The organism is Pseudomonas lactucae (assembly GCF_016937615.1).
In the GTDB taxonomy this organism is placed as follows: Bacteria; Pseudomonadota; Gammaproteobacteria; order Pseudomonadales; family Pseudomonadaceae; genus Aquipseudomonas; species Aquipseudomonas lactucae.
In genome coordinates this window covers 139,368-163,809 of the sequence record NZ_JAFHKI010000006.1, presented here as the reverse complement: position 1 = coordinate 163,809, position 24,442 = coordinate 139,368, and the positions used below count along the sequence as shown (strand labels likewise).

Sequence of the window (24,442 nt, the reverse complement as noted above, 5' to 3'; positions counted from 1 at the left end):
CTACAGCCTTGGTTTGTCGTGTTTTTCTTCTATTCTTTACTTCAGGGATATCCACAGGAGTCGCTGGATAGAAACAGCCTCGCCATGGGCCGGGGCTGAACACCGATCTGCCGAGGGTCGCCGCCATGTCGCGCAACCTCTGTCTTACCCGCCAGTGCTTAGGCCTGGTCACCCGTATCGAATGCTCCATTCGCCCGCTCGCGGGGGATACCGGAATGTGGACCTTGTTGTTTGCCGCCGGCATGTCCGGTGAACAGCCTTCCACCATCAAGTCCGAAGGTCCGTTTCATGGGCCCTTTGCGGCACAGGCCATTCTGGCATCCATCGTCGACAGCTTGACGATGTACGGCTATGAGCCGGCGGGCGATCCGCCGATCTGGTGCCTGCACATGCAGGCCCATCTACGACGGCTCAATGGCAATGCGGAGCGACTTGCGCTGTAGGCCGGGTCATTTGCTTTCGGGCTTGTCCAACTTGACCTCGAAGCCATATTGCACGGTGCTCAGGTCGGTGCGCTGGTAGCTTTCCAGTGCCGTCGGCCGGCCGTAAAAATAGTGCACGTCAAACATCGCCGTGCCGTATTCCTCTGCGCGGTGGCTGACGCCGAGAATTTCCTTGAGGTACTGGCCGCTGGCGTCCTTGGCGTAGAAGCGCCAGCTGTCGGCGGGGAACGCCTTCTGATCGACGATCAACGCGTTGTCCTTGAGCGACAGGCCCTTGGGCAGCTTGGCCGCATCCATCTCGCCTTTCTCGATGGTTGCCAGGAACAGCGGGATCGAGCCGACCACGAAGGCCGGGTTTTCCGGGAATAGATTGAGATCGTAGGTGAGCGTGCCGCGGGCCGGGTTCAGCTCGTAGGCTTCGGTGGGCAATTCGATGGGTTCACCGCGTTCGCCTTTTTCGTCGGCGGCAAAGAAGGTCACCGGCGATTCGCTGCTGTTGCGCTCAGCGCCCACCAGGTCGTCGTTGAACGTGAACGGATGGTCGAACACGATATGCGCGGCGCTGGCATCGTCGATGGACTGGCTGATGGTGACGCTGCTTTTCAGTTGCTCTTCGGTCATGGACGCGTCTTTGAGCCAGCCGGCGGCGCTGTCGTCGTACACGGTCACTGGCATCGGCAGCGGTTGTACGGTCTTTTCCAGGCTGTTTTTGTCGAAGCGCCGCACCGGCAGGTCGAGGTCTTTGCGGGTTACGGTGGCGTTGGAAAAGTCCAGTACGTTGACCTGCAGGTTGTCGATCAGGCCGTTGAAGTAGACCTTGGCGTAATGGGTGGTCTGTGTGTGCTCGAAGGCTTTTTGCTCGTCGGCGAGCTGTTTTTCGAACGCGTCGGACCAGGCCTTCTGTTTTTGCATCTCGGCCAGTTGTTTCTCATAGAACGCCACCTGCGCGGCGCTTTCGTTGATCGAGCCCGAGCGTGTGAGAAATTGCCCGGTGGTGTCCCGTGCCTGCACCAACAGCGGGTTCGGCGATTCGTCGGCCACCTCGGGGGAGAGCGCGGCGCTATTGGTCAGTTCGATCTCGGCGTAGTTCTTTTCAAGCAGCAGCAAATGGACGGTGACATTGCCCTCGGTGCGTGGGTGGCCTACGTCTTTTTTCGACAGGTCGAACGTCAGCACCTTGCTCGGCGCGACCACTTCGACCACCCCTTTAAGGCTGACGGGCTGCGGCTGGCTCTTGTTTTCCGTCTCGATGCCGTCGATGAACGGGTAGGTCACCGTCAGGTCATCGGGGTTGGTCAGGTTGGAGCTGCTGGGGCTCAACTGGATGCCGGGGTCGGTTTCCGACCATTCCGGCTGGAAGGGAATGACTTTGTTGTTGCTCAACGTGACGGACTGCCATTCCAGCCCGTGGGGGAAGGGGAACTGGTCCGGCATATTGAAGTTGAACGGGAAGACCGGCTGCAGATCGGTGAGGTAGTCAGAGTGCGAGTTTTTGCGCAGCACGAACAGGCCATTGATGTAGGTATCCACCAGCGCTTGCGGCGTGGGGTAATGCTTGAGCAGGGCCAATGCATCTTCGCCGTACTCGGGTTCGATGGGCTTGGTGGCGAGCTTGCCCCGTGCGCGCTCCAGCAACAGTAGCGAACCGCCGAGGTCGGCGATGGCGTCGCGCAGCTTGGGGTCCTGAATGCTGTCCAGGGACTGTTCGAATTTGGCGGTTTTCTCTTCAAGGGTCGACTGTTTCTGCTCATCGCTGGGAGAGCAACCGCCACCCATCAACAATGCCGCACACAGGCCGATACCGGCCAAGGGAGAGCGCACATCCATCATCTGAGTTTTTTCCTGTCCGACATCATCGAGCCGAGTTGATGGGCTCGACACTAGCAGAAAAATTCTCTTACAGATGCCGCCCAGGTCAGTTTTCTCGTGATGACAGGCGTCTTGTAGCGGCTGGTATACTCGCCGCCATTTCTAGCCAAGCTGTGTGAGACCCCATGGAACGCTTTATTGAAAATACGATGTACGCTTCACGCTGGCTGCTGGCGCCCATTTATCTGGGGTTGTCCCTGGGCCTGCTGATCCTGGCGCTGAAGTTCTTCCAGGAAATCATCCACGTGCTGCCCAACGTGTTTTCCATGCTGGAGGCGGACGTGATCCTGCTGCTGTTGTCGTTGATCGACATGGCGCTGGTCGGCGGCTTGCTGGTGATGGTGATGATTTCCGGCTACGAGAACTTCGTCTCGCAGTTGGATATCGATGACAACAAAGAGAAACTCAACTGGCTGGGGACCATGGACTCCTCGTCGCTGAAGATGAAAGTGGCGGCCTCCATCGTGGCGATTTCGTCGATCCACTTGCTGCGCATCTTCATGGACGCCAAGAACGTCGATCCGCAGCACCTGATGTGGTACGTGATCATCCACATGACCTTCGTGATCTCGGCGTTTGCCATGGGTTACCTGGACAAGCTCACCAAGCACTGATGCCCTGGGCCGGCCTTACTGCTCGACGAAGTAGTAAGGCTGGCGATTGATGGCCATCTGCTTGATCACCTTGACCTGAGGGTTCAACCCATTGGTGTGGTCCAGCAACGCAACGTTGCCGGGCTTGGCGGCCAAGTAGTGTTGCAACTCGGCCTCGGTTTGCAGGATCGGCAGATAGGCCTGCAGGTAAAACACGCTGGCCCCGGCGATACGCTCATTGGGCTGAAACAGTACGACTTCCTTGCCTTCATCCTTGAGCGCCTGGACCTGGCTGATCACCGGTACGAATGACTGGCGCACATCGGCCTTGGGCGCGAACCAGAACGCCGCGATCAGGTAGCAACCCACCGCCAGCGTGAACACGCCGCCCACCAGCGGCCTGTGATGTTTGTAGAGTGAGGGTTTGCGAGCTTTCAGCCATTGCAGCAACACCCGCGCATATTCCGCGCCCAGCACCGCGGCGGCGGGGGTGAGTGCCATCAGGTACACCGTGCGTTTGCTCGACGCCAGGGTCAGCAGCGTAAATTGCGCCACCAGCCAGACGCTGAAAAACAGGCGATAGCGGTTGCTTACCAGGCTTTTACGGAAATGCCACAGCCCCAGGTACACCAGGATGTTCCATGGCAGGAACGCCTCGGGCAGCTTGGCAATGTAGTAATAAAATGGCTCGTAATGCCCCGCCTCGACGAACGAGCCGCTGAACCGCCCGACGCTGTTGGTCCACAACACTTCGCCGACCGCTTGCATGCCGCCGCGCTGGAACAGAAAGCCCAGCCAGATCAGCAGCGGCACCAATGCCAGCAGCGTGAACACTGCCGGTTTGAGCCAGTCGCCGATGCGCAGGCGCTTGTCCATCAGACTGGTGCTGGCCAGGTACACGAAGATCACGATGCCCGGCAGCGCCAGGCCCAGTACACCTTTGCTCAAGGTGGCGATCACCATGCCGGCGGTAAACAGCGCCCATGCGCCGATATTCGGACCTTCGCGCTCGGGTCTCACGGCCTGATAGAACGCCAACAGGGCCGTGGTCACGCCGAGGCTGAGCAAGGAATCTTCGCCCACGCCACGCACGTTGCTCCAGTAACTGGCCATGGTCGCCAGCATCAGGGCCGCGCTGAACGCCAGCGTCTGCGGGCGTCCGAACCGGCGCAGCATTGCGTAGAACAGCATCACACTGAACAAACCGGCAAACGCCGACGCCAGGCGCACGGCCCAGGTGGTCGCGCCAAACAGACGTATCGCCCCAGCGTCCAGCCACAGGCTCAAGGGCGGTTTTTCCAGGAAGGGCTCGCGGAACAACTGTGGCACCACCCAGTTGTTGTCCAGGTGCATGGCCATGGCGATCCCGGCGACGCGGGCTTCGGTAGAGCCTTGCAGCTCGTGGTTACCCAGGGCAAAGAAGAACAATAGAGCGGCGAGCAGGAGCAGCAGGGAGACGGGGCGTGTCATGGGGTGTGGCTACCGAGGCAGTGGGCCGCTCGGGGGAGCGGCCGTGGCAGTCGGTTAGTATCTGTCGGTGTTTCTGAACGTTTCGTGAACGAGTGCTGGTTTTTTTGTTATTCAGGTATTACGGCGCCTTCAAGCTGGGCAGCGCGGCTTTACCCTGGGCGGTCAATACCGGCTCCAGTTGCTCCCAGGTAAAGGTCAATTCGTTGTCGCACCCGTCGCCGTTGGCGCGTGTCGAGAGCTGCATGCCCTGGGTGTTGAAACTCAGGTCGAACGTGGAATAGCTGGTGACCGCCGGGCATCCCTCATCGGTGCTGGTTTGCTTGGCCAGCCATGTCTTGAATGAGGCCGGCAGCGTCACTTCGCCTGAATAGGCGTCATACCATCGCTGATGCCCGCCCAGCCAGGTCCAGGGATCAACCGACTCGCCAGTCTGCAAGTTCCAGGAATGCAGCCCCCAACTGATCCCCCGGGCGCCCATGCCTGCGGTCCAGCGGTAGAACTTCACGGTGATCCACTGCGACGACCAATACGTCGGCTCAACCGTGATTTCACTGGTGAGGGCCGAGCCGTTTCGGCCCAGGTACTCGCGACGTTCGCGCAAGTAGTCGACTTGATCGTCGTCATTGATGGCCAGCGCCGCGAGTTGCTGATTGATTTTCTGCACTGGCGCGCCCTCTCCCTCAAGCTTGAGCGTGACGCGGGCACCTTGGGTCTTGAGCGCATAGCGGTGATCGGCGAAGGATTTTTTCTCGGTCTTGACCGGCAGCGGCGCCGCCTCCAGAGGCGCGTTGTAGGCATCACTGCCGCAGCCGTCGCTGGGTGTGCCGACACGTTGCAAGGTGATCGGCAACGGCTTGCCGCCTTTCGTTTTGCTCCAAACGCCCGCCAGCGTATCGCCGGGGCGATTGTCCAGCGTCCAGAACCCGGTATTGCCTTCTTCGGCCCACGGCGCGTTGTCGCTGGCCTGGGTCAATTGAATCGGCGTGAGGATGCGCTGGTAGTAATAACTGCCATGCTCCCCGTCAGCGCCGTTGAAACAGGCGGTAATGGCGGACTTACCCAGGGTGCCGGTCCAGACGCCGGCCAGGTCGGCAGCGTTGGCGAGCAAGGGCGCGCAGGCGAGCGCGATGACAGCGAAGGGCTTGAACACGGGTATCTGACTTCCGGTTGTCTGATGGGGCGCTCAGGGTAATGGGAAGTCGGGTGGACTCCAAGGGGGGGAGGGGGCCCGGTCGCTGGTTTTGCAGAGATCGGGGAGGGCTGTCCATGCTGGTCAATGCGCGCCAGTTCACCCATGGCGCGACATCGTGAAGGAACATTCCGAAGCGCCTTCCCTGCGCCCTCCAGTTCTCAGCTAACAATACTCAAACCTGAGCGGCTCAGGCTTTGACTTTAAAACGCCCCAACCCCTGCTGCATCGCATTGGCCCGTTCCGACAGGTTCCTGGCCGCTACCGCGCATTGCTGGGAGTTAGCCTGGTTTTGCTGCGTGACCTCGTCAATCTGCTCCAGGCCAATACTCGCCTGTTGCAAACCGGACGCCTGTTCGCTGGACGCCTGGTAGATCAATGACACCAGGCTTGAGACGGTGCTGGTGCCGTCGACAATGTTGCGTAGCGAGTCGGCAGTGCGGCCCGCGATGATCATGCCGCGTTGCGTCTTGGTCGAAGAGTCGGCAATCAGCGCTGCGGTCTGTTGTGCCGCCTCGGCACTGCGCGCCGCGAGGCTGCGCACTTCATCGGCCACCACGGCAAAGCCACGGCCCAGCTCCCCGGCACGCGCCGCCTCGATCGCGGCGTTCAACGCCAGCAGGTTGGTCTGCGCGGCAATGTTGTCGATGGTGGTGATGATGGCGGTAATGTCTTTGCCCGAATTGTCGATCTCGGCCATGGCCGCGATCAGTTCGCTCATCAGCTTGTCACTTTCCCCCGCGTCGGCGCGTGCAGCCTGGGATTGTTCGTCGGCCTTTTTCGCGTTGGCGGCGTTGTCGGTGGTCTGCGCCGCCATTTGGGTCATGACGGCACTGATTTCGGTGATCGAAGACGCCGAATTGGAGGCTCCGTCGGACAGTGACTGGCTCAACTGCGTAACCTGTGCAGAGCTGCCGGTGATCTGCGTGGCGCTGGCCTGCACCTCGGAAATCAAGGTGTTCAGGTTGCCGACCATTTTTTCCAAGGACTTGCCCAGCGTGTCGTTGGGCGAGGACAGGCGTACCTCCAGGTCCAGATCACCCTCGGAAATACGTTCGGCCACGCGCACCTGGCGTTGCAGGCTTTCCGACATATCGTTCAAGGCAAAGGACAACTGGCCTACTTCATCTTCAGACGTTTGCACCAGCCGACGAGAAAAGTCGCCCAGGCTGATGTTAGCGGCCAGGCGGGCGGCCTCACGAATCGGGCCGACGATTTTGGCGGTGGCAAACCACAGGGTAAGCAAAGCCAGCAGGGAGATGGCGATGCCGACCGCGACCTGCCAGATACTGCTGTTGACGCCGCGCGATTGCAGTTCCTGCTCCAGGGCCAGGGCCTGGCTCATGACGACCGCCTTCGGCAGGTGAATCACGATGGCCCAAGGCTTGCCGGTGCGGCCCAGGTTGATGGGCATCTGCACCTCGATTTCCTGGGTGCCCTGGTTGATTTGGCTGTCGCCCTGGCCTTTTTGAACATTGGCCAACACCTTCTCCCATGCGTCGGGCAGCAAGGCTTTCAGTGGCTGGCCGATCAGTTCCGGCCGGTTACTTTCGGCCACCACCAGCCCTTGATGGCTGAGGATCGATACGGAGCCTTTGCCGCCATAGAGGTCGGCGGACATCTGCTCGCTGAGTTTCTGAATGAACGAGATATCGAAGTCGGCACCGACCACACCGTAGAACTTGCCATTGGCAGTGATCGGCACCGACAGGGTGGTCAGCCATACATTCTTGCCTTGCACCACGTAGGGCAGAGGGTCGAGTACGCTTTCTTTCAGGGTGTCCCGGGGGCCTGAGTACCAGCCGCCCTTCAACACACCATTGGGGTGGCGGGCATCGGAGTCATATTCGACCAGTGGCTGCACGGCGATGTGACCGTCTGAACTGCGCGTCCAATAGGGGGTGAAACGGCCAGTCAACGGGTTGTTACCGCCCTCGTTATTACGAAAGGCTTGATCCTGGCCGTCCAATGCATCCGGCTCCCAGCACGCGTACGTGCCGTTGAAGTCTGGGTTGTCCTTGAGCACGCTGAGCAACATTGCATTGATTGAATCCCGGCTCAATACCAGCGGACTTTGCGCGCTTTTGCTCGCGCCCAGCGTATTGGCCAGCGTGCGTGCCGAGTCCAGCGCGTTTTGCAGCTTTGCCTGAATGGCGGTGGCACGCGACTCTGCCAGATTCTGTACTTCGTGGATGGTGGCGGTTTCAATCAATGCCGATACTTGTGCGCCCACATAGGCTTCATTGGCCTTGGAGGAATACAGCCCATATAACACCAGACTTGCGCAGGAAATAAACAGGCAGAGTCCGGCCGTAAAGCAAATACGAGTCTGCAATGATTTGAATTTCATGATGTTCCCGCCCACGCTCATAAAGCCAAAATAATCGGATGTCGACATTCCAGTGTCTTTGTATTCGCACGACTTATCGGGTCATCGGCTGCTTTGGCATTGGCATGCTGTACAGCGCTGTATAGTGCTTAATGCGCTTTGGGTGCATCGTCGTCGAGCCATAAACGCTCGATATTTTTGAAACCATAACGTTGCGGCGGCACCCGCGCAATAATACGATCGGGTTGGTTTTGGGTGCTCAGGTCTATTATTTGGTGGGGGATATAGATATTTAACGCCGGCAGGAAAAACACTTTTATTTTTGGCGTCAGTAATGAGTCGGCATGTTGTTCTATCACCACACCGATACCGCCGCTTTGCAATTGCACGATAGAACCGACGGGATAAATACCCACGGATTTTAAAAACGCGCGGAATACGTCATCGTCAAAATGCCCTTCCCATGTCGACATTTGCTGGATAGCGACGGCAGGGTCCCAGGCCTGGTTATACGAACGGTCCGAGGTAATTGCGTCGTAGACATCGCAGACCGCGGCCATCCGCGCAACAAGGCTGATCTGGTCACCGGATAACTGATGGGGATAGCCGGTGCCGTCGATTTTCTCGTGGTGATGCAGGCACACATCCACGACCATCTCGCACATCTGCGCAGTGGCCAACAGTGTTTTTTCACCTTCAAGCGGATGGGTTCGCACCACCTGTAATTCCTCATCGCTCAAGCGACCAGGCTTATTGAGGATGGCACCGGGAATCGCCATTTTGCCGATATCGTGCAGCAACCCGGCCAGCCCTACGTTGTGAATCAGGGCGGTGGACAGGCCCAACTGATTGCCCAGTGCGATCATCAACGCACACACGGCGACCGAATGCATGTAGGTGTAGTCATCAATGCTTTTCAGGCGTGCCAGGCTGATAAACGCATTGGGATGGCGCGCGATGGAACTTGAAATATCGTCGACCAGCGCGCCGATATGCGCCAACTCCAGCGCCCGGCCCATGCGCGCATGGCCAAACATCTCGACCACCGCGGACTTGGCGCGGCCACAGATCGCCTGCGCGGCGATCAGTTCGTCTTTCATGGACGTTGGAGGAGCCAAGGTGGCCGGTTCTGCGGGGTCAGAGGCGGGTTGAACATCGCACTCCTGGGTGCAGGGGGGCTCCACGCGATCCCGCCAGAATGGTTTTGCCTCGCCGGGTGCTCGATCCTTGAGTTCATTGCCCTTCAAAATGGTATGCCCTCTGCTGATGGTCTTCTTATTACGCGTCTGGAAGAGGATGTGCGCGCCTCGGATATGGTGACTCCACAGATGATGTTATTAGACTTTGGTAGTAGAGAGAGTGTGGGGCAACGAATAACCTCCCAGGCTAGTTGAAACAACACTGGTGTCGTAATGACATTAGCATGGGTGTGGGTATTTGAAACGCATTTGAAAACAAAATAACGGTGAGGTTTATCGTTAAAGCAATGGATGGTTTTTGTTTGTCTATCCAGTTGGTGGAGGAATAGATAGTTCGCTAACTTGCTATTTGGGGTGTTGAGAATGATTAAGGTTGAAAGGGGGTATGTTGTGAAGTAAAGCAACTCGACAGTGATTACTTCGCGGGAGAATGACTTGCCCAATTGAGCGGGCGGCCGAAGAGACGTTTTGGTATCCCAAAAATAGTATCGGCGGGCTCGGGTTACACCTCGCCAGCGGACGTAGCGTTTACGCTGGTCTATGACCTGGTAAACGGCATTGCGAGGCCCTGAGTCTGATTAGCTGAGCATTCCTGGTTGAATATCCGGGCCTGATCGCTTGCATGCAAGCTGTCACAAGCGATCAGGCTGGCTGGGACTCAGGCGGCTTTCAGAACAGCCATACGACCATTGGGCAGGGACAGCAGTAGCCGGTTTTCTTCCGAGTGGATCAGTTGTTTGGCTTTGTGTTCGATGCGATGGAATATTTCGGCCTTTTCGCCGATGCTGCCTCGGATCAGGCTGCGGTGTTGATCGTTTAGGAAGTTTTTGTAGAGATTCATGGCCCCTTGGTAGCGCTCGGCACCGTCTTCCAGGATTTGCTGGGCCAATTGTGGTTTGCCGACGCGGGCGGCCAGCAGGTATTCGGTGTGCATTCCCAAGGGCATGATTTCCAGCATCATGTGGGCGAAGTTCACCACCAGTTCGTAATGCTTGTTGGTCAGTTCGTTGCTGTTATGCGCCAGGTTGAGGATATTGTCGATGAAGGACAGCGCGTGATTGCGCTTGGCCGCTGCGGTAGCCAGTAATGGGTAGGCCACTTCCCTGATCTCATGGGCCAGGCTGCGGTCCTTCAGCAGGGTGCGAGCAACTTCTATCCCTCCGATGTAGTCGGTGACTTTGTCCATGTAATAGACAATGTTCTGGGCGTGCAGGTCTTTGGCGATTTCGTCGACGGTGTGCTGGATCTTGTCGAGTTTGGCGGCCAGATATTTGGTCTGGATGATCAACGCGCCGAGGATCACGCAAGTGGAAGCGGCTGCGGCCATGACGGTGGTCATTTGTGCAGCTTTGATCGCTTCTTCGGCGGACTTGATCATTGTTTCCTTGAACGGCAAGTGTTGAATGATCCCTGTCTCACCGCTGCCTGCTTTCCAGTAGGCAACGCCGTCATGAATGACAGCTTTACCCTGAGCCAAGGCATCGAGCAGTTTTTTTGAGAAGGCGGCTTCATCGAGAACCCAGATTTTCTGCAGAAGGTCGGCGGCGGCTTGCATCAGAAACGGTCCTCTTTTTCGTATTTGCGGCGCATGTAGGCGATCTGGATGACCGCTGGAATGGTAACCCGGTAGGCGGTGCCGCTCAGTAACGGTATGGTCACAGCGATCGCAGCGACCGGCCCGGCGAAGGCAGCCACGGCGCGTCCGCCAATCAGCGCGGCGGCGCCACCGGCACCCATGACCAAGGCATTGCCGAAGTACTGGCGGGCGGAATTGGCGAGCCAGGCAGACCATTCGAAGGACCCTATGCCACCTGAGCTGATAGCTTTGATGATGGCGGCCAGAGGCATGGATTCAATGGCATCAGGAATATTCATCGATTCCATGGCCTTGCGTTTTTCGGCGTCAGACATGCTGTCCCAAGACTGCTCGACCAGGCGCTCAATCAGTTTGTTTTCGATGTCATAGGCAGACGCTTTGCTGGTGTACTTGGCTTTCGCCTTGTCGCAGACGTCGCACAGCATTTCCTTGTACAGCACGCCCTGGCGGCGAAACAAATTGACGATCGAGTCGCCACCGAAATGCTGCAGTTCACCGGCCACCAGTTTCCAGCACTGGCGCCACTGGTCCGGCTGGCCCTCCAGTTTTTTGAATTGCTCATCGTCAGCGATCTCGCTGGCAACCCGCTTTTCGCCATCGTTATCGAGCATCAGGTACTTGGCCAGCTGGCGGATGTCTGCCTCCGTGCAGTACTGGAGAAACGCCAGGTCGTCATCTTGTCTGTAGGTGATACCCATGACTGGAATCCTTTATTTGTGGTGAAAAGTTTGGCGAACCCGGTCTAGCGATCTTCCTGTATCACCCAACGCACTTCGATGCGCCGTTGCTGGGCATCCTCTGGTGCGATACCAGGGATAGGCTGGGAGTCGCCGTAACCGGCGACCACTACGCGCTTGGCGCTAGCCGTATCAAGTTCGCCGATGATCAGCTTGCGGGCCTCGCGTGCGCGAGCGGCGGAAAGTGTGAAGTTGTCGTCGTATACCGTGCAGAACACTTCGAAGTTGGTGACTGGGCGCGATACCGGCAGGTTGTCGGTGTGCCCCTCGACATACACTTTGCCGTTGCTGAACGTGGTCAGGAAATCGGCGATACGCGCCTCGATGCTGGCGAATGCCTGCTTGGCCTGGTCAGTCACGCAGGCGCTGCCGCGGCCGAAAATACCGTCGCGCAGGGTCATCTTCTGGGCGTTGACATCCAGTACCACCAGCCCGTCGTTCTCACTGGTTTCGAGCGAGGCTTTGAGCTGGCTGAGGATTACGCCGACCTTTTCGCGCTGTGAGGTGCTGCTCTTTTCCATCTCCTGTTTGTGCTTGAGGTCGGAGTAGGTCTTCTGCAGCACCGACATCACCAACAGCAGCATGACCACGGCCATAACCCCGGCCATCAGGTCGGCGATGGAAACCCATTCATTTGGTTTGTCTTTCATGGAGGGCTACCTTCACGCCTCTTCGGCATCGAGACTCAACTGCTCGAGACGGGTGTCGAGGTATTCAAGCCGCTCGACGATCCGCTCCAGCGGGCCCTGTAATTGGCTAATGGCTTGCAACTGGCGCTCGTCATCGGCTGCAGACTTTAGCGCTAGCAGGTGCTCGTCGAGGCGCTGCAAACTGTGCCCGATCATATCTACCCTGCCGGCGACGGCGTCCATGACCGGTTGCAAGGGGCTGGAGTGCTGAAGGCTCTGCAGTTCGGCGACCAGTTCTTCGATAGCTACGGCGCTGCGGGCAGCCTTTTCTGTTACTTCCTTGAATTGAGAGTCAACGGCGATCATGCGCCGACCACTTTCTGACACGGCCTTGAGGCCCGAGACGATGCGTTCGCGCAGGTCCTCGACAAGGCCTGTCATGCCTCCTATGTTCATGTTCAGGTTTTGGCTGGTCGCCAGGAATTCGATTTGGGCTTTCTTCTGGATCTCCATCGAGTCCTCGTTGGACTTTTTCATCTTATCCATCGTCTGGCTGACGCTGCTGGACAGATCGGTGACGGCCCTTGAAATACCGTCAGTGGCGTTGGCCATGGTCGCGGACATAGTGGCCATGTTGTCTGTGAAGCTGTTGCCCATCTGGTCGATGGTAGTACCCAGATCCTGCTTGATGCCGCCCAGCACATCCGCCACACCGTCCTTGAAACCACTGATGACCGACTGCAACTCACCAGCGGACCGCCCAACATCGCTGGCGGCTCTGGCCATCTGCGTGGCAGCGTCGGAGATTGCACTCAGGTTGCTGAGGCTGGCTTCGACTTGCTCCAGGCTTTTTTGCGCAGTGCGTGTGGCCTTGAGTTGTAGCTGCTGTCCTTCGTTGCTCTGCTGCAGAGCGCTTGCGGAGTCGCGCAGCATATCGACGGCCAGCTTACTGCTGCTCTTGAGGGCTTGCACCTCGGGTACCAGAGCTTGCTGCAGCTCTTGAAGGGCGGAGTGGGTTGCGCCCAGAGTGAGGCCGTGTTGCTGCAGGTTGCTGACGGTTTCCTGCAGTGCATCGCGGGCCAGGGCATTGCTGGCATTGAGGGTCTGCACCTCGGGTACCAGTGCTTGCTGCAATTCCTGAACGGCAGTGTGGGTCGCGCCCAAAGTGAGGCCGTGTTGTTGCAAGTTGCTGACAGTTTCTTTCAGTGCATCGCGGGCCTGGGCATTGCTCGCGTTGAGGCTGCGCACCTCTGGTATCAACGCTTGCTGCAGCTCTTGAATGGCGGAGTGGGTCGCGCTCAGAGTGAGGCCGTGTTGCTGCAGGTTATTGACGGTTTCCAGCAGAGTATCGCGAGCCTGTGCATTGCTGACGTTTAGGGTGCGAACTTCTACCACCAGGGCTTGTTGCAAGTCTTGAACGGCCTTGTGGGTCGCCACTGAAGTGATACCGGCATGCTTATTCAGCTTGCATTGGGTGTCGAGTAAGGCGTGCTGGGTTTGCCATTGGTTGACCAGCGTCTGGTCAATTCTGCCCAAGGCCTCGATCAGTGCATGTTGGGTTTGCTGACGCTCCTGCAACTGTGCCCGGCGGCTGTATTCGAAGGCGGCTTTCATCTTGCCGACACACCAGCGCAGCCGTCGCTCCTCGTAGCCATTGCGAGCGGACCAGGCCTTAATCAGTAGAAAAGCCATGATGCCCCAGGTCGAAGTTTTGAACTTGGTGCCCAGGCCTTCCATCATGCCCATCAGGTTGGCCATGGCATTGTCCATGCCGCCACCCGCGTTGGCTTCGAGCAGGATGGTTGAGGCCTTGTTCAAAGCGATACCCAGGCCGAGGAAGGTGCCGAGCAAACCTAGAATCAGCAGAATGCCTGGCATGATGTCAGCGAGTTTTTCGCCGGTGCTGGCGACGGCCGTACTGATTTCATTGACTGAGCCATGTTCGACGTCCAGGTTATCTGCGTGGTCGCCGATCAGGCCGTTACCATTCCACTTTTTTTTCCCAGGACGCCGGCGTTGCACCACGCCATACGCCGATCAGGGTAGTGGCGATCAGGATCAGGAAAACGCTACCAAAAACCAGCTGGATAGGGTCGTTTCCCGGTATTAGAAAAGCGAGAATTTCTTCCGGATTCACACGACCACCTCGACCAGCTTGGCCGCTCGGGCGCGACTGGCTTCTTCATAGATGTTGGCGAAGTCGATAATCAGGAATTGCTCGGATTCGCTGAGTTCCTCCCATTGTTTGCCGTGCTGAGCACACTCGATGATGATCATGCCGGCGGCGCTGCTGTCTTCGAGCAGGTACTCCTTGTCGGCGAAGTCCTCGGGATTTTTCTCGAGCATTTGCAGGAAACCTTCAGCGGCAAAAACGTAGCTGCGCATTTCATTGGTGCGCTTGCGCTTGCTGTCCATCTGGGCTTTGAAGGCTGGGACTTTAAGTTGAAGGTCAGCCAGCATTGCAGCTTCTTCGGTATTCAATTCAGATAGGCGCTGGCCGATTTCTAAGCGGCGCAGCAGTATCTGATCCTTGGAGATGGCTTGGTTCTCGGCTTTCCATTCATTTTCCATGGTGTCAAGGTTGCAGCCCCAGGCCATGATCATTTCTTCAAATACAAACGGGATCAGCTTCTGCTGGAAGCGCGCGTAAACGACGTGGTCCAGGTGTTGTGTGTCGGCATCGCTGATGGCCGGGACTTTTTTGAGCAGTTCAGCACCGATCTCCATCAGGAATAGGTCATCGGCGTTGATGGCATGGATGTCCTGGGCGAGCATCAGGCGTCTCTCGGTGTCTTTGAGCAACTTCTGCGCAGCGCGCAGGCGCAGATAGTGTTCGAAATCCTCGATATTGTTGTTCTCCATTACGTGCGCAATACGAGTGGAGAGCTGGGCATAGCTGGTGATCAGGCTGGCCAGGTCAATCGCCTTCGCAGCATCGCCCCGCACTTCGTTGCGGGCCTCGCGCAGAGTTTCTTCGTGTTGCGCAGCGGTGGACATTTCCTCTTTATTGAGGTTGACGTTGTGCAGGTCTTTGGCTCTCTGGATGACCCAGTGGATCGCTGCATCGAGTTTTTTCGCCATAGAGGTCTTGTCCCAGGCCAATAAGGCATCCAGGGCTTTGTCGAAGGCAGTGATGGCGCCGGCGACCCAAGGAAAGGCAGGCAGCGCCATAGCCGTCCATTGGGCTGCGACCTTGAGGGCGGGCTGCACCACCTTGGCAATGTAGGGTTTGACTTTCTGCCAGACGCTTTTCACAGTGCCCACGAAGGTTTCGGCTTTTTCCGCCATCCAGCCGATAGCTTTGCCGGCAACCTCTTTGGTTTTTTCCCACGCCGACTTGGCTATGTTGACTGTAGATGTGGCAAGACTGGTTATGCCGCCCCAAACTTTTGAAAGGAATCCCATGTGCTTTGCTCGTTGTTGATTTATTGAAGGCCCAGCAGGCTCTTGGCGCGCGCCACGTCCTGCTCGCTGTGTGTTCTATTGGAAGGCGGCGTCGACACCTGGTGGTGGCTGGCCAAAACCTCATCTATGGCTGCATGCACATGTTCGGCGCGCAAGCACGGAAGTAGGCCGTGCTGCTCGGCGGCAAGAAGCGACTTGGGCAGGGCCAGGCGCATGCAGGTACGTATTTCTCGGCCGGACAGGCCGTCGGAACGCTGGCTGGCGCTTTCGATCAGTGCTTCACGCGGCTCGGCCAGCGGAATCTGCTCGACCAGAAAACGCTCCCAGAGCTGTTGCCGGGCACCTAAGTCGGGCAGGCAGAATTCGACGTGATAGCCGATCCGGCTGCGAAAGGCTTCGTCGTAGTTCTTGGCGAAGTTGGTGGCGAACACCACTATGCCCTCGAAGCGCTCCAGCTCGATCAGCAAGGTCGAACGCATGGCATTGACCTCGTTGTCCACCCCTTGAGTAACTGACGACAGGCGTTTGCCCAGCAACGTGTCGGCTTCGTCGAAGAACAACAACGCGCCGGTTTGCCGGGCCTGTTCGAACGTGGCTTGAATGTTTTTTGCCGTATCGCCCATGAACTTGCTTTCCAGTTCCGCAATACCCAAGGCCATGAACGGCAACCCCAGCTGGCCGGCGAGGGCTTCAGCGCAAAGCGTCTTGCCGGTGCCGGGTGGGCCGTAGAAATTCAAGATGGCGGTCATGCCCATGGGGTCTACAGCGGCAAATCCCCAGTCTTGGTAGATCTTGGTGTGAAAACGCAGGCGTGCAAGGCACTCGTCCAGTTGCAGTCGGGTGCGCGAATGGAGCACCACATCCCGGGTGAGGTTGAAACGAGGTTCGCGCAATGGCGTTTTCTGCGCAGGGGGCGTCGCCTCCATTAAACGCCGATGGGCGCTGGAGGGGGGAGTCTCGGTCATAGGGGAGCCTGAAATGAACAGGGTAGGGCAACCGCCGGCAAAGAGTGCCCGGTCTGCTCCGCACCAGCAGTGGTGCTCGGGCAACAGATACAGTAAGGCCTAAAGCCAGCGTAGCGGATCCTTCGCTTTGACATGGTAACTGCCTTGTACTGCGGGCTTGGGGGATGATGTCAATTTGGACACGAGCCTACTACGAGGAGTGGCTATTTGCTACTTTCCGTTGGTTGGCTGCACAAGGTCGTCAGCTGAGCCGCCATTTGGCGATCGCTTCGTTCACCTTTTTATCGTTCACTTGGGACTTTGCCTTCCTTGGACGTTTTGGCCGAGGTGAGGTAAATCAATGGCGAACACACCTTCCGAACCCCAGCATAAAGGTCGACGAGGGTCGAACACTTTAAGAAGGCGCCGTGATGCTTGCTGAGCGCGTCAAGGCTCCTCAGGTGTTGGCCTGAGGAGCGCATTTTATGAGGGGAGAGACAGCGCTTCACGCCAGAATCGTAACGGCACTTGCTCCCATGGCTCACGCGTTTGCTGAATAACCTCTTCCAGGATGACAAACAGCCTCTGCGCCTGTGCCCGGTGGCCCAGCAAGCACAACGATCTTAGGATGCGAGTCATTCGCAGGTCGTTGTGATTCTGCGTGTATGCCCAGTTCTGACTCCGGCTATCCCAGTCGTCTGATTTCTCGATCAGCCCTGACGCATAGTGGCGTAAACCATAGAAGCTCAGCATGCGACGCATGGCGCATTCTACTCCACCTCTGACGCGCTCGTCGTTCGCTAGCTCGTCGAACTCAGCAAGGCTCGCCACTGGCGAGTGGCTGTTATAAGCACTGGGGTCAGGCAGCGGAAACCACCATTGTATGAAGTCATGTGTGCTTTCCAGAGCGTCATCATCCCAAGCCAATGCCTGGGCTAATGTACGTTGGCGATGGTCCATGCCATCGTAACCCAGATAGTTGCGAATCAAATCTTTCGCACTCGCCATACATTGCCCTCGTTACGTCTTATTGGCCACCAGTTCCAGCGTTTTACGGATGGCATCAGACGCTATTTCTGGTTGGTCTTGTGTTGTCCGCTGGAAGACAACGATAGTGATCTTTTTGCGACGCTGCTTATCTGCACCGTAACGAGCGGCCTCCGTCAGCGCCAACACCAACCCGGCAATCGCCAATGATGGTTCAATTCCACCGTGCCCAGCGCCTAGCACTGGCATGACTACTTCGTTGATCCGCTTGTCAGCAAGCAGCTCGAACAGTTCCTGCATACCATCGAATACGTAGGACATCCTGGCGGCAAGCCCTTGCTTGGCGCGCTGCGTGGTGGTGGAAACCAAGGCTATCGCGGCCGCGTTTTTCGAGGGGTCCGCAACAAGGATGGCTCGGCCGGGACCATAGCTTTCGCTAGACGCATCCGTCGTCTTTTGCTGCAGCGTACCGACGCCAAAGCGCATCTGGCATTGCTGCCTGACAAGATTCGAAAATTCCAGCGTCGTTTCGGCGCAATGCCGGTTGATATAAACGCCCAACGCACTCCGAGTATCGTGGGTGCAATGGTCTTCGAAATACTCATCGCAGGGTAACGCCACCACGGTTGTTTTCGCGTCCACCGGATGGTTTTCGATACGCCCAGTGACAATGCTGATCTCACTCTCTCCGACGCTGGTACAGAAGCCTCCGGGGCATTCCCAGACATTGGTGGTATTGCCCTTTTGCTGCACGATACCTTCGATGAAATCACACAACACGCGGTGCTGAAGGGCCTGTGCATCCGCCGGCTTGGCGATGGAAAAATGATCTGATAACGGGACCTTTAGAGCATCGCCGAAATAAATGGCCCCACTGACCGGGGGCACGATCTGCGGCAACCACAAAAAGCGCTTGAGCACCACGAACTGGTCTTCCACTAATTCCCGACCGTAGATCACCAGCTTGCGGCTCATCACCACATTGCGAAAATCGCTATTCAGATCGTTGAGCCAGACATTGTTCTGACAAAACGCCAACGCCTGACCTTGAGCATGCCCCATGAACTTTGCGATCGGCCCAAGCCAATTAGCATAGGACGAACCCAGTGAGGGAGAGGCGATCAGGAAAAGCCCAACTTCAGCACAACGCCCCACAAGGTCATCTACGCGCTGCACGATATAGCGTCTGGCCACGATACCCCCCATGCTATGAGCAACGAAGACAATTTTCCGCGCCCTGTTGACACCATCGAGGTGCAGGCTTTCCTTCAACGCATCGACAACATCGCCTAGGCTGTAGGACCCACTGAAGATCTCCGTGCGATAGGTGAACTCATAAATGCCCACGCTCCCTATAGTCGAATGCTGGGAAAGCAGATCCGGCCAGTAGGTTTTATTTTGATGGCGCCAGCACGTTTCACCGTCGGACAGCACCCCATGCAGAAACACTACGGCCATCGGCGATGCCGTATCGTCCATTGTTCTGATCCAGCGTCCCTTCATAGTGTTCTCTCACGTCCATTTCCGTACATTCACGAATCATATAAAGGCGTAGTTAACTAATGCCGGTAAGGCGACTCCAGCCTTCCCCCGGACATTCCAGGTACAGACGCTGTCGAGCTTGGTTTTTTCTGGATTGATCTGGATAACTTTGCAGCCCGCCCGGCTCGCCTCTTTTGGAAGCCGAGCGGCAGGGTGAACATTGCCCGAGGTGCCCACCACGATGAGCAGATCGGATGAACTGGCTGATTTAAATGCCCTATCTAGCATGCCCTCAGGCAAAAGCTCGTTGAACCATACGACGCCTGGCCTGACCTTACCTGCGCATGTCTGGCACTGGGGTGGCGACAAACGCCCGTCCACCCCAGGAACCTCAGACAGGCTATCCACCAACGAGTACGGGCTCGCGCACTCGAAGCACCGCGGATGGTGAAGACTGCCGTGAAGATGCTGCACATCGGTGCTTCCGGCACGCTCATGCAGATCGTCGACGTTCTGGGTAAACACCGTAAGTTGTGGGACACGGCGAGCGAGCTCTGAGATGGCCACGTGAGCGGCATTAGGCCGCGTCGCAATAACCTGCGCGCGGCGCCACTCGTACCAGCCCCACACCAAGGCAGGATCGCGCTGGAACGCTTCGGGCGTGGCAAGCTTCTCCGCGTCAAAATTCGCCCAGAGCCCGGTCAGCGCATCGCGGAACGTCGGAATACCGCTTTCAGCGGATACACCCGCTCCTGTCAATACGGTGATCTTTTGCGCACCTTTCAGTGCAGTGATCAATTCGGGATCAAAATTGGTGAAGTCCATGGCGCCTTTCTGACGGCCTACGCCACGTGACCAGCACATGGCGCTAACCGAATCAGTCCTTAGTATGAGCGGGGCTCGAGACCTGAAAATCCGAAACCAGAACGATTCTGGCTTCCAAAATTCCAGAGCCGAATTTTACGTGCAATCACGAAATAAAAAAGCCTCTTAGGTTGTGTACGAAAGGTTTTTAAACGCAGGTTCGGCAAGGCGAAAACCGGCGAGGAAGCGGACTGGGACCTCTCTCGGGTTGACTGGTTGCCAGTGAGCTTTCCGACCCGGTCGCGCCCGACCGGGCTTGCGATCGAGCCTGTTTTCAACGCGGCATGGGTGAACTCGGATGCATTTCGTACAGAGCCTGGCGCTTACAGCGACGAGTTGGATCGCTGGGCGCATTCCCGCCCGCGACTGTTCAGCCTTGCGGTCGACCTGAAACGCCAGCCAACTGTGCCCATGAGGCTCAAGCAAGTTTCGAGGCGACGAAATGGAATAAAGCTTGCGATAGGGAGGGGATGACGCAACAGATCTGTGCTTTGAACGCGCGCTATCATTCCTGACGCCGGGGAGAAACCAGCAGCCCTGAACCCCCGTATTTACTGGATTTCAGGCACAAAAAAAGACGTCCGTGGACGTCTTTAGATGTTGAAGTGGTGGGCCGGGGTAAGTTGAATCTGCTCGGTAAGTTATTGATTTATAGAGTCAATATTGGTTCCAATTTTTGGTTGGAATACCAATTGGAATGCCGTGCGAAATTGCACTCCACTTGACCACCCGCTTGCATTCGATCTGACCACCGATTGCATCGGAGCACGCCTCGTCACCATGATTGGCAGTGAACTGCCCGAAGCGGACATCCCGGTGCATGCTTTGTGTGAGCTCCCTAGTCCAATGCACGCCAACTGATTGCGTCTGACTGTTCCCAGATTTGACCTTGCTCAAAGTGAAGGTAGGCGCGCCACCCTTCGATGCTGTTGAATGGTAGATCGAAATCGACCTCAGCCACTGTGACATGGGGGCCACAGTACTGAGCCATGTACGAATTGAGTTGGTCAAAAAAAATGTCCGGTAGCTTGGTGCTACAGGTCATATAACACGAGGTTCCATTTTCGAAAAAGTCGCACGGCCGCACGACCGACACATAATGTGGCAGGCTCTTGATCGGGGTTTTCCGTTATCCAGCTACGGGCTGCCTGATGGATCAACTTATGCCAATTACCGTCAGCATATGGGCCCTCAATACCCCACGTATCAACGACAAATAGCAGTGCAATTTTTTTCGGCCGACGGAGATTCGGAGTGAATTCAAGGGCGTCTGTCATTTAAAGTCCTTATTTATTGTGCGATGCTGATAAAATCGTGATGATGAGATTCCGATTACCGGCTATTTTCAGCCTGCATGGTTCCACTCTCACTCATACCCAGCCGCAGCATTCCTCAGCTTTTGCGCAATTTGCTCGCGTAGGTTCAGCGGCATTTCAACCACTAGCGCATCGCCCAGCGACAAGATCCACCACTGCAGTTGCCAGCTATCGCTGATCGTTGCTGTGACGCGATAGCCATCGCCATTGCCAAGGTCGGTTAGCGCCATATCTGCGCTCAGCGGCGTTTCTCGCAGCAGGCGAGCTTGCTTTTCACTTAGCCAAGCCTGGAAGGCGATTCTTTCTGTATTGCCGAACTGCAGCGCATCGCTATTCAAGTAGGCCTGTAGATTGAAATCCTTCAGTCCCTGCGTTGGGGACTCCAAGAGGGACAATTCGCGGAATCGATGGACTGCGTACTGGCGCACATCGGTGTAAGAGTCGGCGGTGCCGATCAGGTAAGTGATCAATCCACGTTGCACCAGGGCCAGCGGATTGAGTTTCAGTTGGCTGACTTTGTCAGAGTGTGCGGAGTAGTACTGACATTGCAACTGTTTCTCCTCCAGCAAGGCCTGTTGCAATGTCTCCAGAATTTCCTCTGGAATCTCCGGCGCTTGCAGGTTCAAGTGCGGGGCGCACGCTGGCTACTTTATCCAGCCAGCGTGCGGCTTGATTCTCCTCGCCCAATCACTTGAGTTTTTGTCGCGCGTGGTTGAAACGAGGCTCCAGCACTCTGAGCATGCTGTTAGGCAGCAGTGGGCGGATTGCGTCTTCGACTAGAGCCAGGCTCAACGCCTCGGTCAGGGTAACTCCCTGCAATTCGACGCTGACACCGGGTTGCCAGTACCAACCGTAAGGCGCGCTTGCGTCATTGCATTGCAGGGGGAACATCAGCGACAGATCGATCAGGTCGCGTTCAATCGTACGCCGGCTGATTTTATAACCCGATAAGTGTAGGCGCGTGGCGAGTTCGGCGGTGGTGATTCCGGGTGATCTGGATGGCAACTGGCGAAGCAATTCCCACTGACGGCTGACGGTGGATTGGGCTTTGGCAGAGGGCAAGACAGGCTTCCTTGTGTAGTGCTTAAGCTCGGTATGGCGACAAGGGTGATAGATGGCACTAAGCCAGTCAACACCCGTCCGAACGTCCGCTGTCAGTGTACAAACCCTATAGGTCTCTGCTTCCCGGCAGTTTTGAGGCGGGTTTCAGCGATGAGCGCGCAGGCCAACTCGTTCGCATTGGCGAAGGGTTTGAAGCGCGCTTGCCTGGCCACCGAGGCAAAGTCGCCTGGGGTCAATTGCTGTTCGCTTCTCAGCCGCAGGCTTGCCGTCTTGGTGGGGTCCTTGAGTTTAAGTGCCTGCAAGTGGGTGCTGAACAGTTGCTGTACCTGGGGTTGGTCCAGGTAACCAAAGTAGATTTTCATGTCGAAGCGGCGCAGCGATGCTTCGTCCAGATCACGGATCAAGTTCGTTGAGGCAATGAACAGGCCACGATAGCTTTCCATCTGGGTGAGCATTTCGTTTACCGCTGTCACTTCCCAGCTTTGCTTTGCCTTGCGTCGATCCTGCAAAAAGCTGTCGACTTCATCGAAGAGCAGTACCGCGCCGTCCTGAGTGGCTTGTGCAAAAGCTTCGGCAAGATTCTGTTCGGTCTGGCCCACATACGGGGAAACAAGATCAGATACCCGTTGCACCATCAGTGGCCTGTCCAGTTCCTGTGCTAACCAACAGCCGAAGGCGGTTTTGCCAGTGCCAGGAGGCCCGTAGAAACATAAGCGTGCTTCAGCGTGCTTGCGTAAACCTTCGACCAGACCATCGAGCGGTACATCGGTGTTGATCAGTTCAGGCGAGTAAAAGCTCGGCAATCGCTGGCCCTGTGCGCCCTCCAACTTGTCAAAACCTTGGGCTTTGAGTGTGCTGTCGACCAGGCACTCGCCCGTTGCATCAAGCTTTTTGCCGGCGCGGGGATTCAGGCTGCGGGCGATGCGAACCGCGCGAGTGATCACTGCCGGTGTTGCATGTTCATGATCGATAAGTTTCTCCACAAGCTCATTGCCCAGCTTGTCGGCGCTGCACTCCCTAATGATTTGCTCGCGCTGTGCCCGAGGCGGGTTTGGCAGGTTGATGACCAGATCAAAGCGGCGAATGTGCGCCGCATCCAGCGACTCGACACTGTTGCTCAGCCAAAAGCAGGGCAGGGCGTTTTCTTCGAGCATCCGATTGATCCAGCCTTTCTGTGCCTTGCTGCGGGCACCCATACCCATGGGTGTGGGGCTATCGAAAATGTCTTCGATTTCATCCAGGACCAGCAGCGATTTGTGCGAATGCAAGACGCTCATGGCCGAGCGCAATGCGCACAAGCGCTGGCTGGCACTGACCGGATCGCCGTCACTGTCGGTGCAGGCGATCTCATACAGATCGGTATTCAGTGTTTTGGCGAGCAGGCGGCTCAACTGTGTCTTACCCGTACCTGGCGGGCCATAAAGCAGAGTGTTTACCCCGCTTCGGCCTTCGACCAATCCCTTGGCCAGGTAGGCTTGGGCGATATCTACGTGCTGACGCAGGTGTTCGTATATATCGAGCCCGAGCTCACCCGGCGGGCTAAGCCTGAACGCATACTTGAACAACTCGATGGGCTCGTCCTGATTGAAACGCATCAATCCCGGCAAATCAGAATTACCCACGCTCAAGCGGCTGCTCAGGGTGGTGACCGAGCAGGACAGGGTATTGACTTCAAGCAGACCCGACCGGACCAGTTGACCGTCGTTGCTCAGATACCGTGTCAGTTGCAGCTGTGGAATATCCAACAGGGTGCTGAGTACAGCGAGCATGCGGTTGAAACCGAGCATTCCCAGCTCGTCGGCAGCGTTGGTGAGCGTCGGATCGGTATGCATCAGGACACAAAAACCGAGAATGCGGAGTTCCGCCGCATCAAGTTCGAGCAACTCTCCCAGCGCCTCAAGATTTTCTTCCAGCATGTCGGGGTATCGTAGCTGGTGAACGTCTCATCAAACAGCTTGCGTTCGCCCTTCAAGCGCAAGAGCGCCTGGCGTGGGTGGAAATCCTCTTCATCGGCCAGCGCTTGCAGGCCCAGTTCGATGGCCAGTTCGTCATCGTTAAAGCCATGCCGCTGGATAAGATTCCGATGCCCGCCAAGATCGAGCATCATCATGAACGACCACTTCAGGGTCAGGGCGCAGGTGTCCGCGTTATGGGGGCCGGAACTACGTACATTACTGCGATTCAGCGAACGCGGGATGGGCACGACGACTACTCCTGATACTGGCAAGACATGATCATGAGGCCAAGGTGCGTCGTAATGTGTCGCGCTCGGGTCAGGGGTGGAATGGCGATAGATGCCGTGTCGAAAGAGGCTGGCATTCTGATGC

The 24,442-nt window shown here is 57.0% G+C and carries 19 protein-coding genes and 2 pseudogenes; 2 read left to right on the top strand and 19 right to left on the bottom strand.

The features are described 5' to 3' along the window. Window positions 1-125 precede the first annotated feature (125 nt). Window positions 126-443, top strand: coding sequence for a PA4575 family protein (locus JWR98_RS01780; RefSeq protein ID WP_078734725.1), 318 nt, complete (start codon window positions 126-128; stop codon window positions 441-443). 6 nt (window positions 444-449) lie between these two features. Here JWR98_RS01780 and JWR98_RS01775 read toward each other — a convergent pair whose 3' ends face one another. Continuing rightward, window positions 450-2,273 carry a hypothetical protein gene (locus JWR98_RS01775; protein ID WP_205489188.1) on the bottom strand — a complete coding sequence of 608 codons (1,824 nt, stop codon included), beginning with the start codon at window positions 2,271-2,273 and terminating at the stop codon, window positions 450-452. A gap of 164 nt (window positions 2,274-2,437) precedes the next feature. Between JWR98_RS01775 and JWR98_RS01770 the strand changes: the two genes are divergently transcribed. Then, window positions 2,438-2,926 (top strand): TIGR00645 family protein, encoded by a 489-nt coding sequence (locus JWR98_RS01770; RefSeq protein WP_003176188.1) that lies wholly within the window; start codon window positions 2,438-2,440, stop codon window positions 2,924-2,926. 15 nt (window positions 2,927-2,941) lie between these two features. Here the strand turns inward: JWR98_RS01770 and JWR98_RS01765 are convergent, their stop codons facing one another. The 18 genes and pseudogenes from JWR98_RS01765 to JWR98_RS29935 all read right to left on the bottom strand — a co-directional run bounded on the left by JWR98_RS01765 (window position 2,942) and on the right by JWR98_RS29935 (window position 24,318). Then, a complete protein-coding gene (locus JWR98_RS01765) occupies window positions 2,942-4,375 on the bottom strand; it encodes an ArnT family glycosyltransferase (protein ID WP_205489187.1) in 1,434 nt (477 codons plus the stop codon). Between the two features lie 118 nt (window positions 4,376-4,493). Beyond that, complete coding sequence (locus JWR98_RS01760) at window positions 4,494-5,525, bottom strand: hypothetical protein (RefSeq protein WP_078734722.1); 1,032 nt, start codon at window positions 5,523-5,525, stop codon at window positions 4,494-4,496. Window positions 5,526-5,754: 229 nt separating this feature from the next. After that, window positions 5,755-6,540, bottom strand: coding sequence for a methyl-accepting chemotaxis protein (locus JWR98_RS30360; protein WP_482822851.1), 786 nt, complete (start codon window positions 6,538-6,540; stop codon window positions 5,755-5,757). 111 nt (window positions 6,541-6,651) lie between these two features. After that, window positions 6,652-7,602: pseudogene (locus JWR98_RS30355) on the bottom strand (PDC sensor domain-containing protein); the annotation flags it as partial. Between the two features lie 440 nt (window positions 7,603-8,042). After that, on the bottom strand, window positions 8,043-9,140 hold the full coding sequence (locus JWR98_RS01750; RefSeq protein WP_225908499.1) for a cyclic di-GMP phosphodiesterase: 1,098 nt from the start codon (window positions 9,138-9,140) through the stop codon (window positions 8,043-8,045). A gap of 610 nt (window positions 9,141-9,750) precedes the next feature. Further along, entirely contained in the window at window positions 9,751-10,647 is an 897-nt protein-coding gene (locus tag JWR98_RS01745) for a hypothetical protein (protein ID WP_205489186.1), read from the bottom strand. Next, a complete protein-coding gene (locus JWR98_RS01740; protein ID WP_078734718.1) occupies window positions 10,647-11,387 on the bottom strand; it encodes a DUF3944 domain-containing protein in 741 nt (246 codons plus the stop codon). The genes JWR98_RS01745 and JWR98_RS01740 overlap by 1 nt, the downstream gene beginning before the upstream one ends. Before the next feature lie 44 nt (window positions 11,388-11,431). Continuing rightward, window positions 11,432-12,076, bottom strand: a complete 645-nt coding sequence (locus JWR98_RS01735; RefSeq protein ID WP_205489185.1) for an OmpA/MotB family protein — start codon at window positions 12,074-12,076, stop codon at window positions 11,432-11,434. A 12-nt stretch (window positions 12,077-12,088) separates the two neighbouring features. Next, window positions 12,089-14,077 carry a hypothetical protein gene (locus JWR98_RS01730; RefSeq protein WP_205489184.1) on the bottom strand — a complete coding sequence of 663 codons (1,989 nt, stop codon included), beginning with the start codon at window positions 14,075-14,077 and terminating at the stop codon, window positions 12,089-12,091. Beyond that, window positions 14,037-14,192 carry a hypothetical protein gene (locus JWR98_RS01725; protein ID WP_205489183.1) on the bottom strand — a complete coding sequence of 52 codons (156 nt, stop codon included), beginning with the start codon at window positions 14,190-14,192 and terminating at the stop codon, window positions 14,037-14,039. Before JWR98_RS01725 ends, JWR98_RS01730 begins: the two co-directional genes overlap by 41 nt. Continuing rightward, window positions 14,189-15,343 carry a hypothetical protein gene (locus tag JWR98_RS01720; RefSeq protein ID WP_078734715.1) on the bottom strand — a complete coding sequence of 385 codons (1,155 nt, stop codon included), beginning with the start codon at window positions 15,341-15,343 and terminating at the stop codon, window positions 14,189-14,191. Before JWR98_RS01720 ends, JWR98_RS01725 begins: the two co-directional genes overlap by 4 nt. A gap of 137 nt (window positions 15,344-15,480) precedes the next feature. After that, window positions 15,481-16,425, bottom strand: a complete 945-nt coding sequence (locus tag JWR98_RS01715) for an ATP-binding protein (RefSeq protein WP_078734714.1) — start codon at window positions 16,423-16,425, stop codon at window positions 15,481-15,483. A gap of 462 nt (window positions 16,426-16,887) precedes the next feature. Beyond that, window positions 16,888-17,412, bottom strand: coding sequence for an opioid growth factor receptor-related protein (locus tag JWR98_RS01710; RefSeq protein WP_078734713.1), 525 nt, complete (start codon window positions 17,410-17,412; stop codon window positions 16,888-16,890). Between the two features lie 12 nt (window positions 17,413-17,424). After that, window positions 17,425-18,870: an esterase/lipase family protein gene (locus JWR98_RS01705; RefSeq protein WP_179119958.1), complete on the bottom strand. Its 1,446-nt coding sequence runs from the start codon at window positions 18,868-18,870 to the stop codon at window positions 17,425-17,427. A 60-nt stretch (window positions 18,871-18,930) separates the two neighbouring features. Then, complete coding sequence (locus JWR98_RS01700) at window positions 18,931-19,698, bottom strand: SIR2 family NAD-dependent protein deacylase (protein ID WP_078734711.1); 768 nt, start codon at window positions 19,696-19,698, stop codon at window positions 18,931-18,933. 1,405 nt (window positions 19,699-21,103) lie between these two features. Beyond that, window positions 21,104-22,115: pseudogene (locus JWR98_RS01695) on the bottom strand (helix-turn-helix transcriptional regulator). Between the two features lie 92 nt (window positions 22,116-22,207). Beyond that, window positions 22,208-24,031 carry an AAA family ATPase gene (locus JWR98_RS01690; protein WP_341869700.1) on the bottom strand — a complete coding sequence of 608 codons (1,824 nt, stop codon included), beginning with the start codon at window positions 24,029-24,031 and terminating at the stop codon, window positions 22,208-22,210. Further along, complete coding sequence (locus tag JWR98_RS29935; RefSeq protein ID WP_341869701.1) at window positions 23,947-24,318, bottom strand: hypothetical protein; 372 nt, start codon at window positions 24,316-24,318, stop codon at window positions 23,947-23,949. The genes JWR98_RS01690 and JWR98_RS29935 overlap by 85 nt, the downstream gene beginning before the upstream one ends. Window positions 24,319-24,442 lie beyond the last annotated feature (124 nt).

What these genes read in the sequence shown, in the direction of transcription:
- JWR98_RS30360 (WP_482822851.1), bottom strand. Translation starts at nt 6,540, where the DNA reads ATGGTCGGCAACCTGAACACCTTGATTTCCGAGGTGCAGGCCAGCGCC.
- JWR98_RS01720 (WP_078734715.1), bottom strand. Translation starts at nt 15,343, where the DNA reads ATGGCGGAAAAAGCCGAAACCTTCGTGGGCACTGTGAAAAGCGTCTGG.
- JWR98_RS01690 (WP_341869700.1), bottom strand. Translation starts at nt 24,031, where the DNA reads ATGCTGGAAGAAAATCTTGAGGCGCTGGGAGAGTTGCTCGAACTTGAT.
- JWR98_RS01710 (WP_078734713.1), bottom strand. Translation starts at nt 17,412, where the DNA reads ATGGCGAGTGCGAAAGATTTGATTCGCAACTATCTGGGTTACGATGGC.
- JWR98_RS01780 (WP_078734725.1), top strand. Translation starts at nt 126, where the DNA reads ATGTCGCGCAACCTCTGTCTTACCCGCCAGTGCTTAGGCCTGGTCACC.
- JWR98_RS01775 (WP_205489188.1), bottom strand. Translation starts at nt 2,273, where the DNA reads ATGATGGATGTGCGCTCTCCCTTGGCCGGTATCGGCCTGTGTGCGGCA.
- JWR98_RS01765 (WP_205489187.1), bottom strand. Translation starts at nt 4,375, where the DNA reads ATGACACGCCCCGTCTCCCTGCTGCTCCTGCTCGCCGCTCTATTGTTC.
- JWR98_RS01715 (WP_078734714.1), bottom strand. Translation starts at nt 16,425, where the DNA reads ATGACCGAGACTCCCCCCTCCAGCGCCCATCGGCGTTTAATGGAGGCG.
- JWR98_RS01705 (WP_179119958.1), bottom strand. Translation starts at nt 18,870, where the DNA reads ATGGACGATACGGCATCGCCGATGGCCGTAGTGTTTCTGCATGGGGTG.
- JWR98_RS01735 (WP_205489185.1), bottom strand. Translation starts at nt 12,076, where the DNA reads ATGAAAGACAAACCAAATGAATGGGTTTCCATCGCCGACCTGATGGCC.
- JWR98_RS01745 (WP_205489186.1), bottom strand. Translation starts at nt 10,647, where the DNA reads ATGCAAGCCGCCGCCGACCTTCTGCAGAAAATCTGGGTTCTCGATGAA.
- JWR98_RS01700 (WP_078734711.1), bottom strand. Translation starts at nt 19,698, where the DNA reads ATGGACTTCACCAATTTTGATCCCGAATTGATCACTGCACTGAAAGGT.
- JWR98_RS01770 (WP_003176188.1), top strand. Translation starts at nt 2,438, where the DNA reads ATGGAACGCTTTATTGAAAATACGATGTACGCTTCACGCTGGCTGCTG.
- JWR98_RS01740 (WP_078734718.1), bottom strand. Translation starts at nt 11,387, where the DNA reads ATGGGTATCACCTACAGACAAGATGACGACCTGGCGTTTCTCCAGTAC.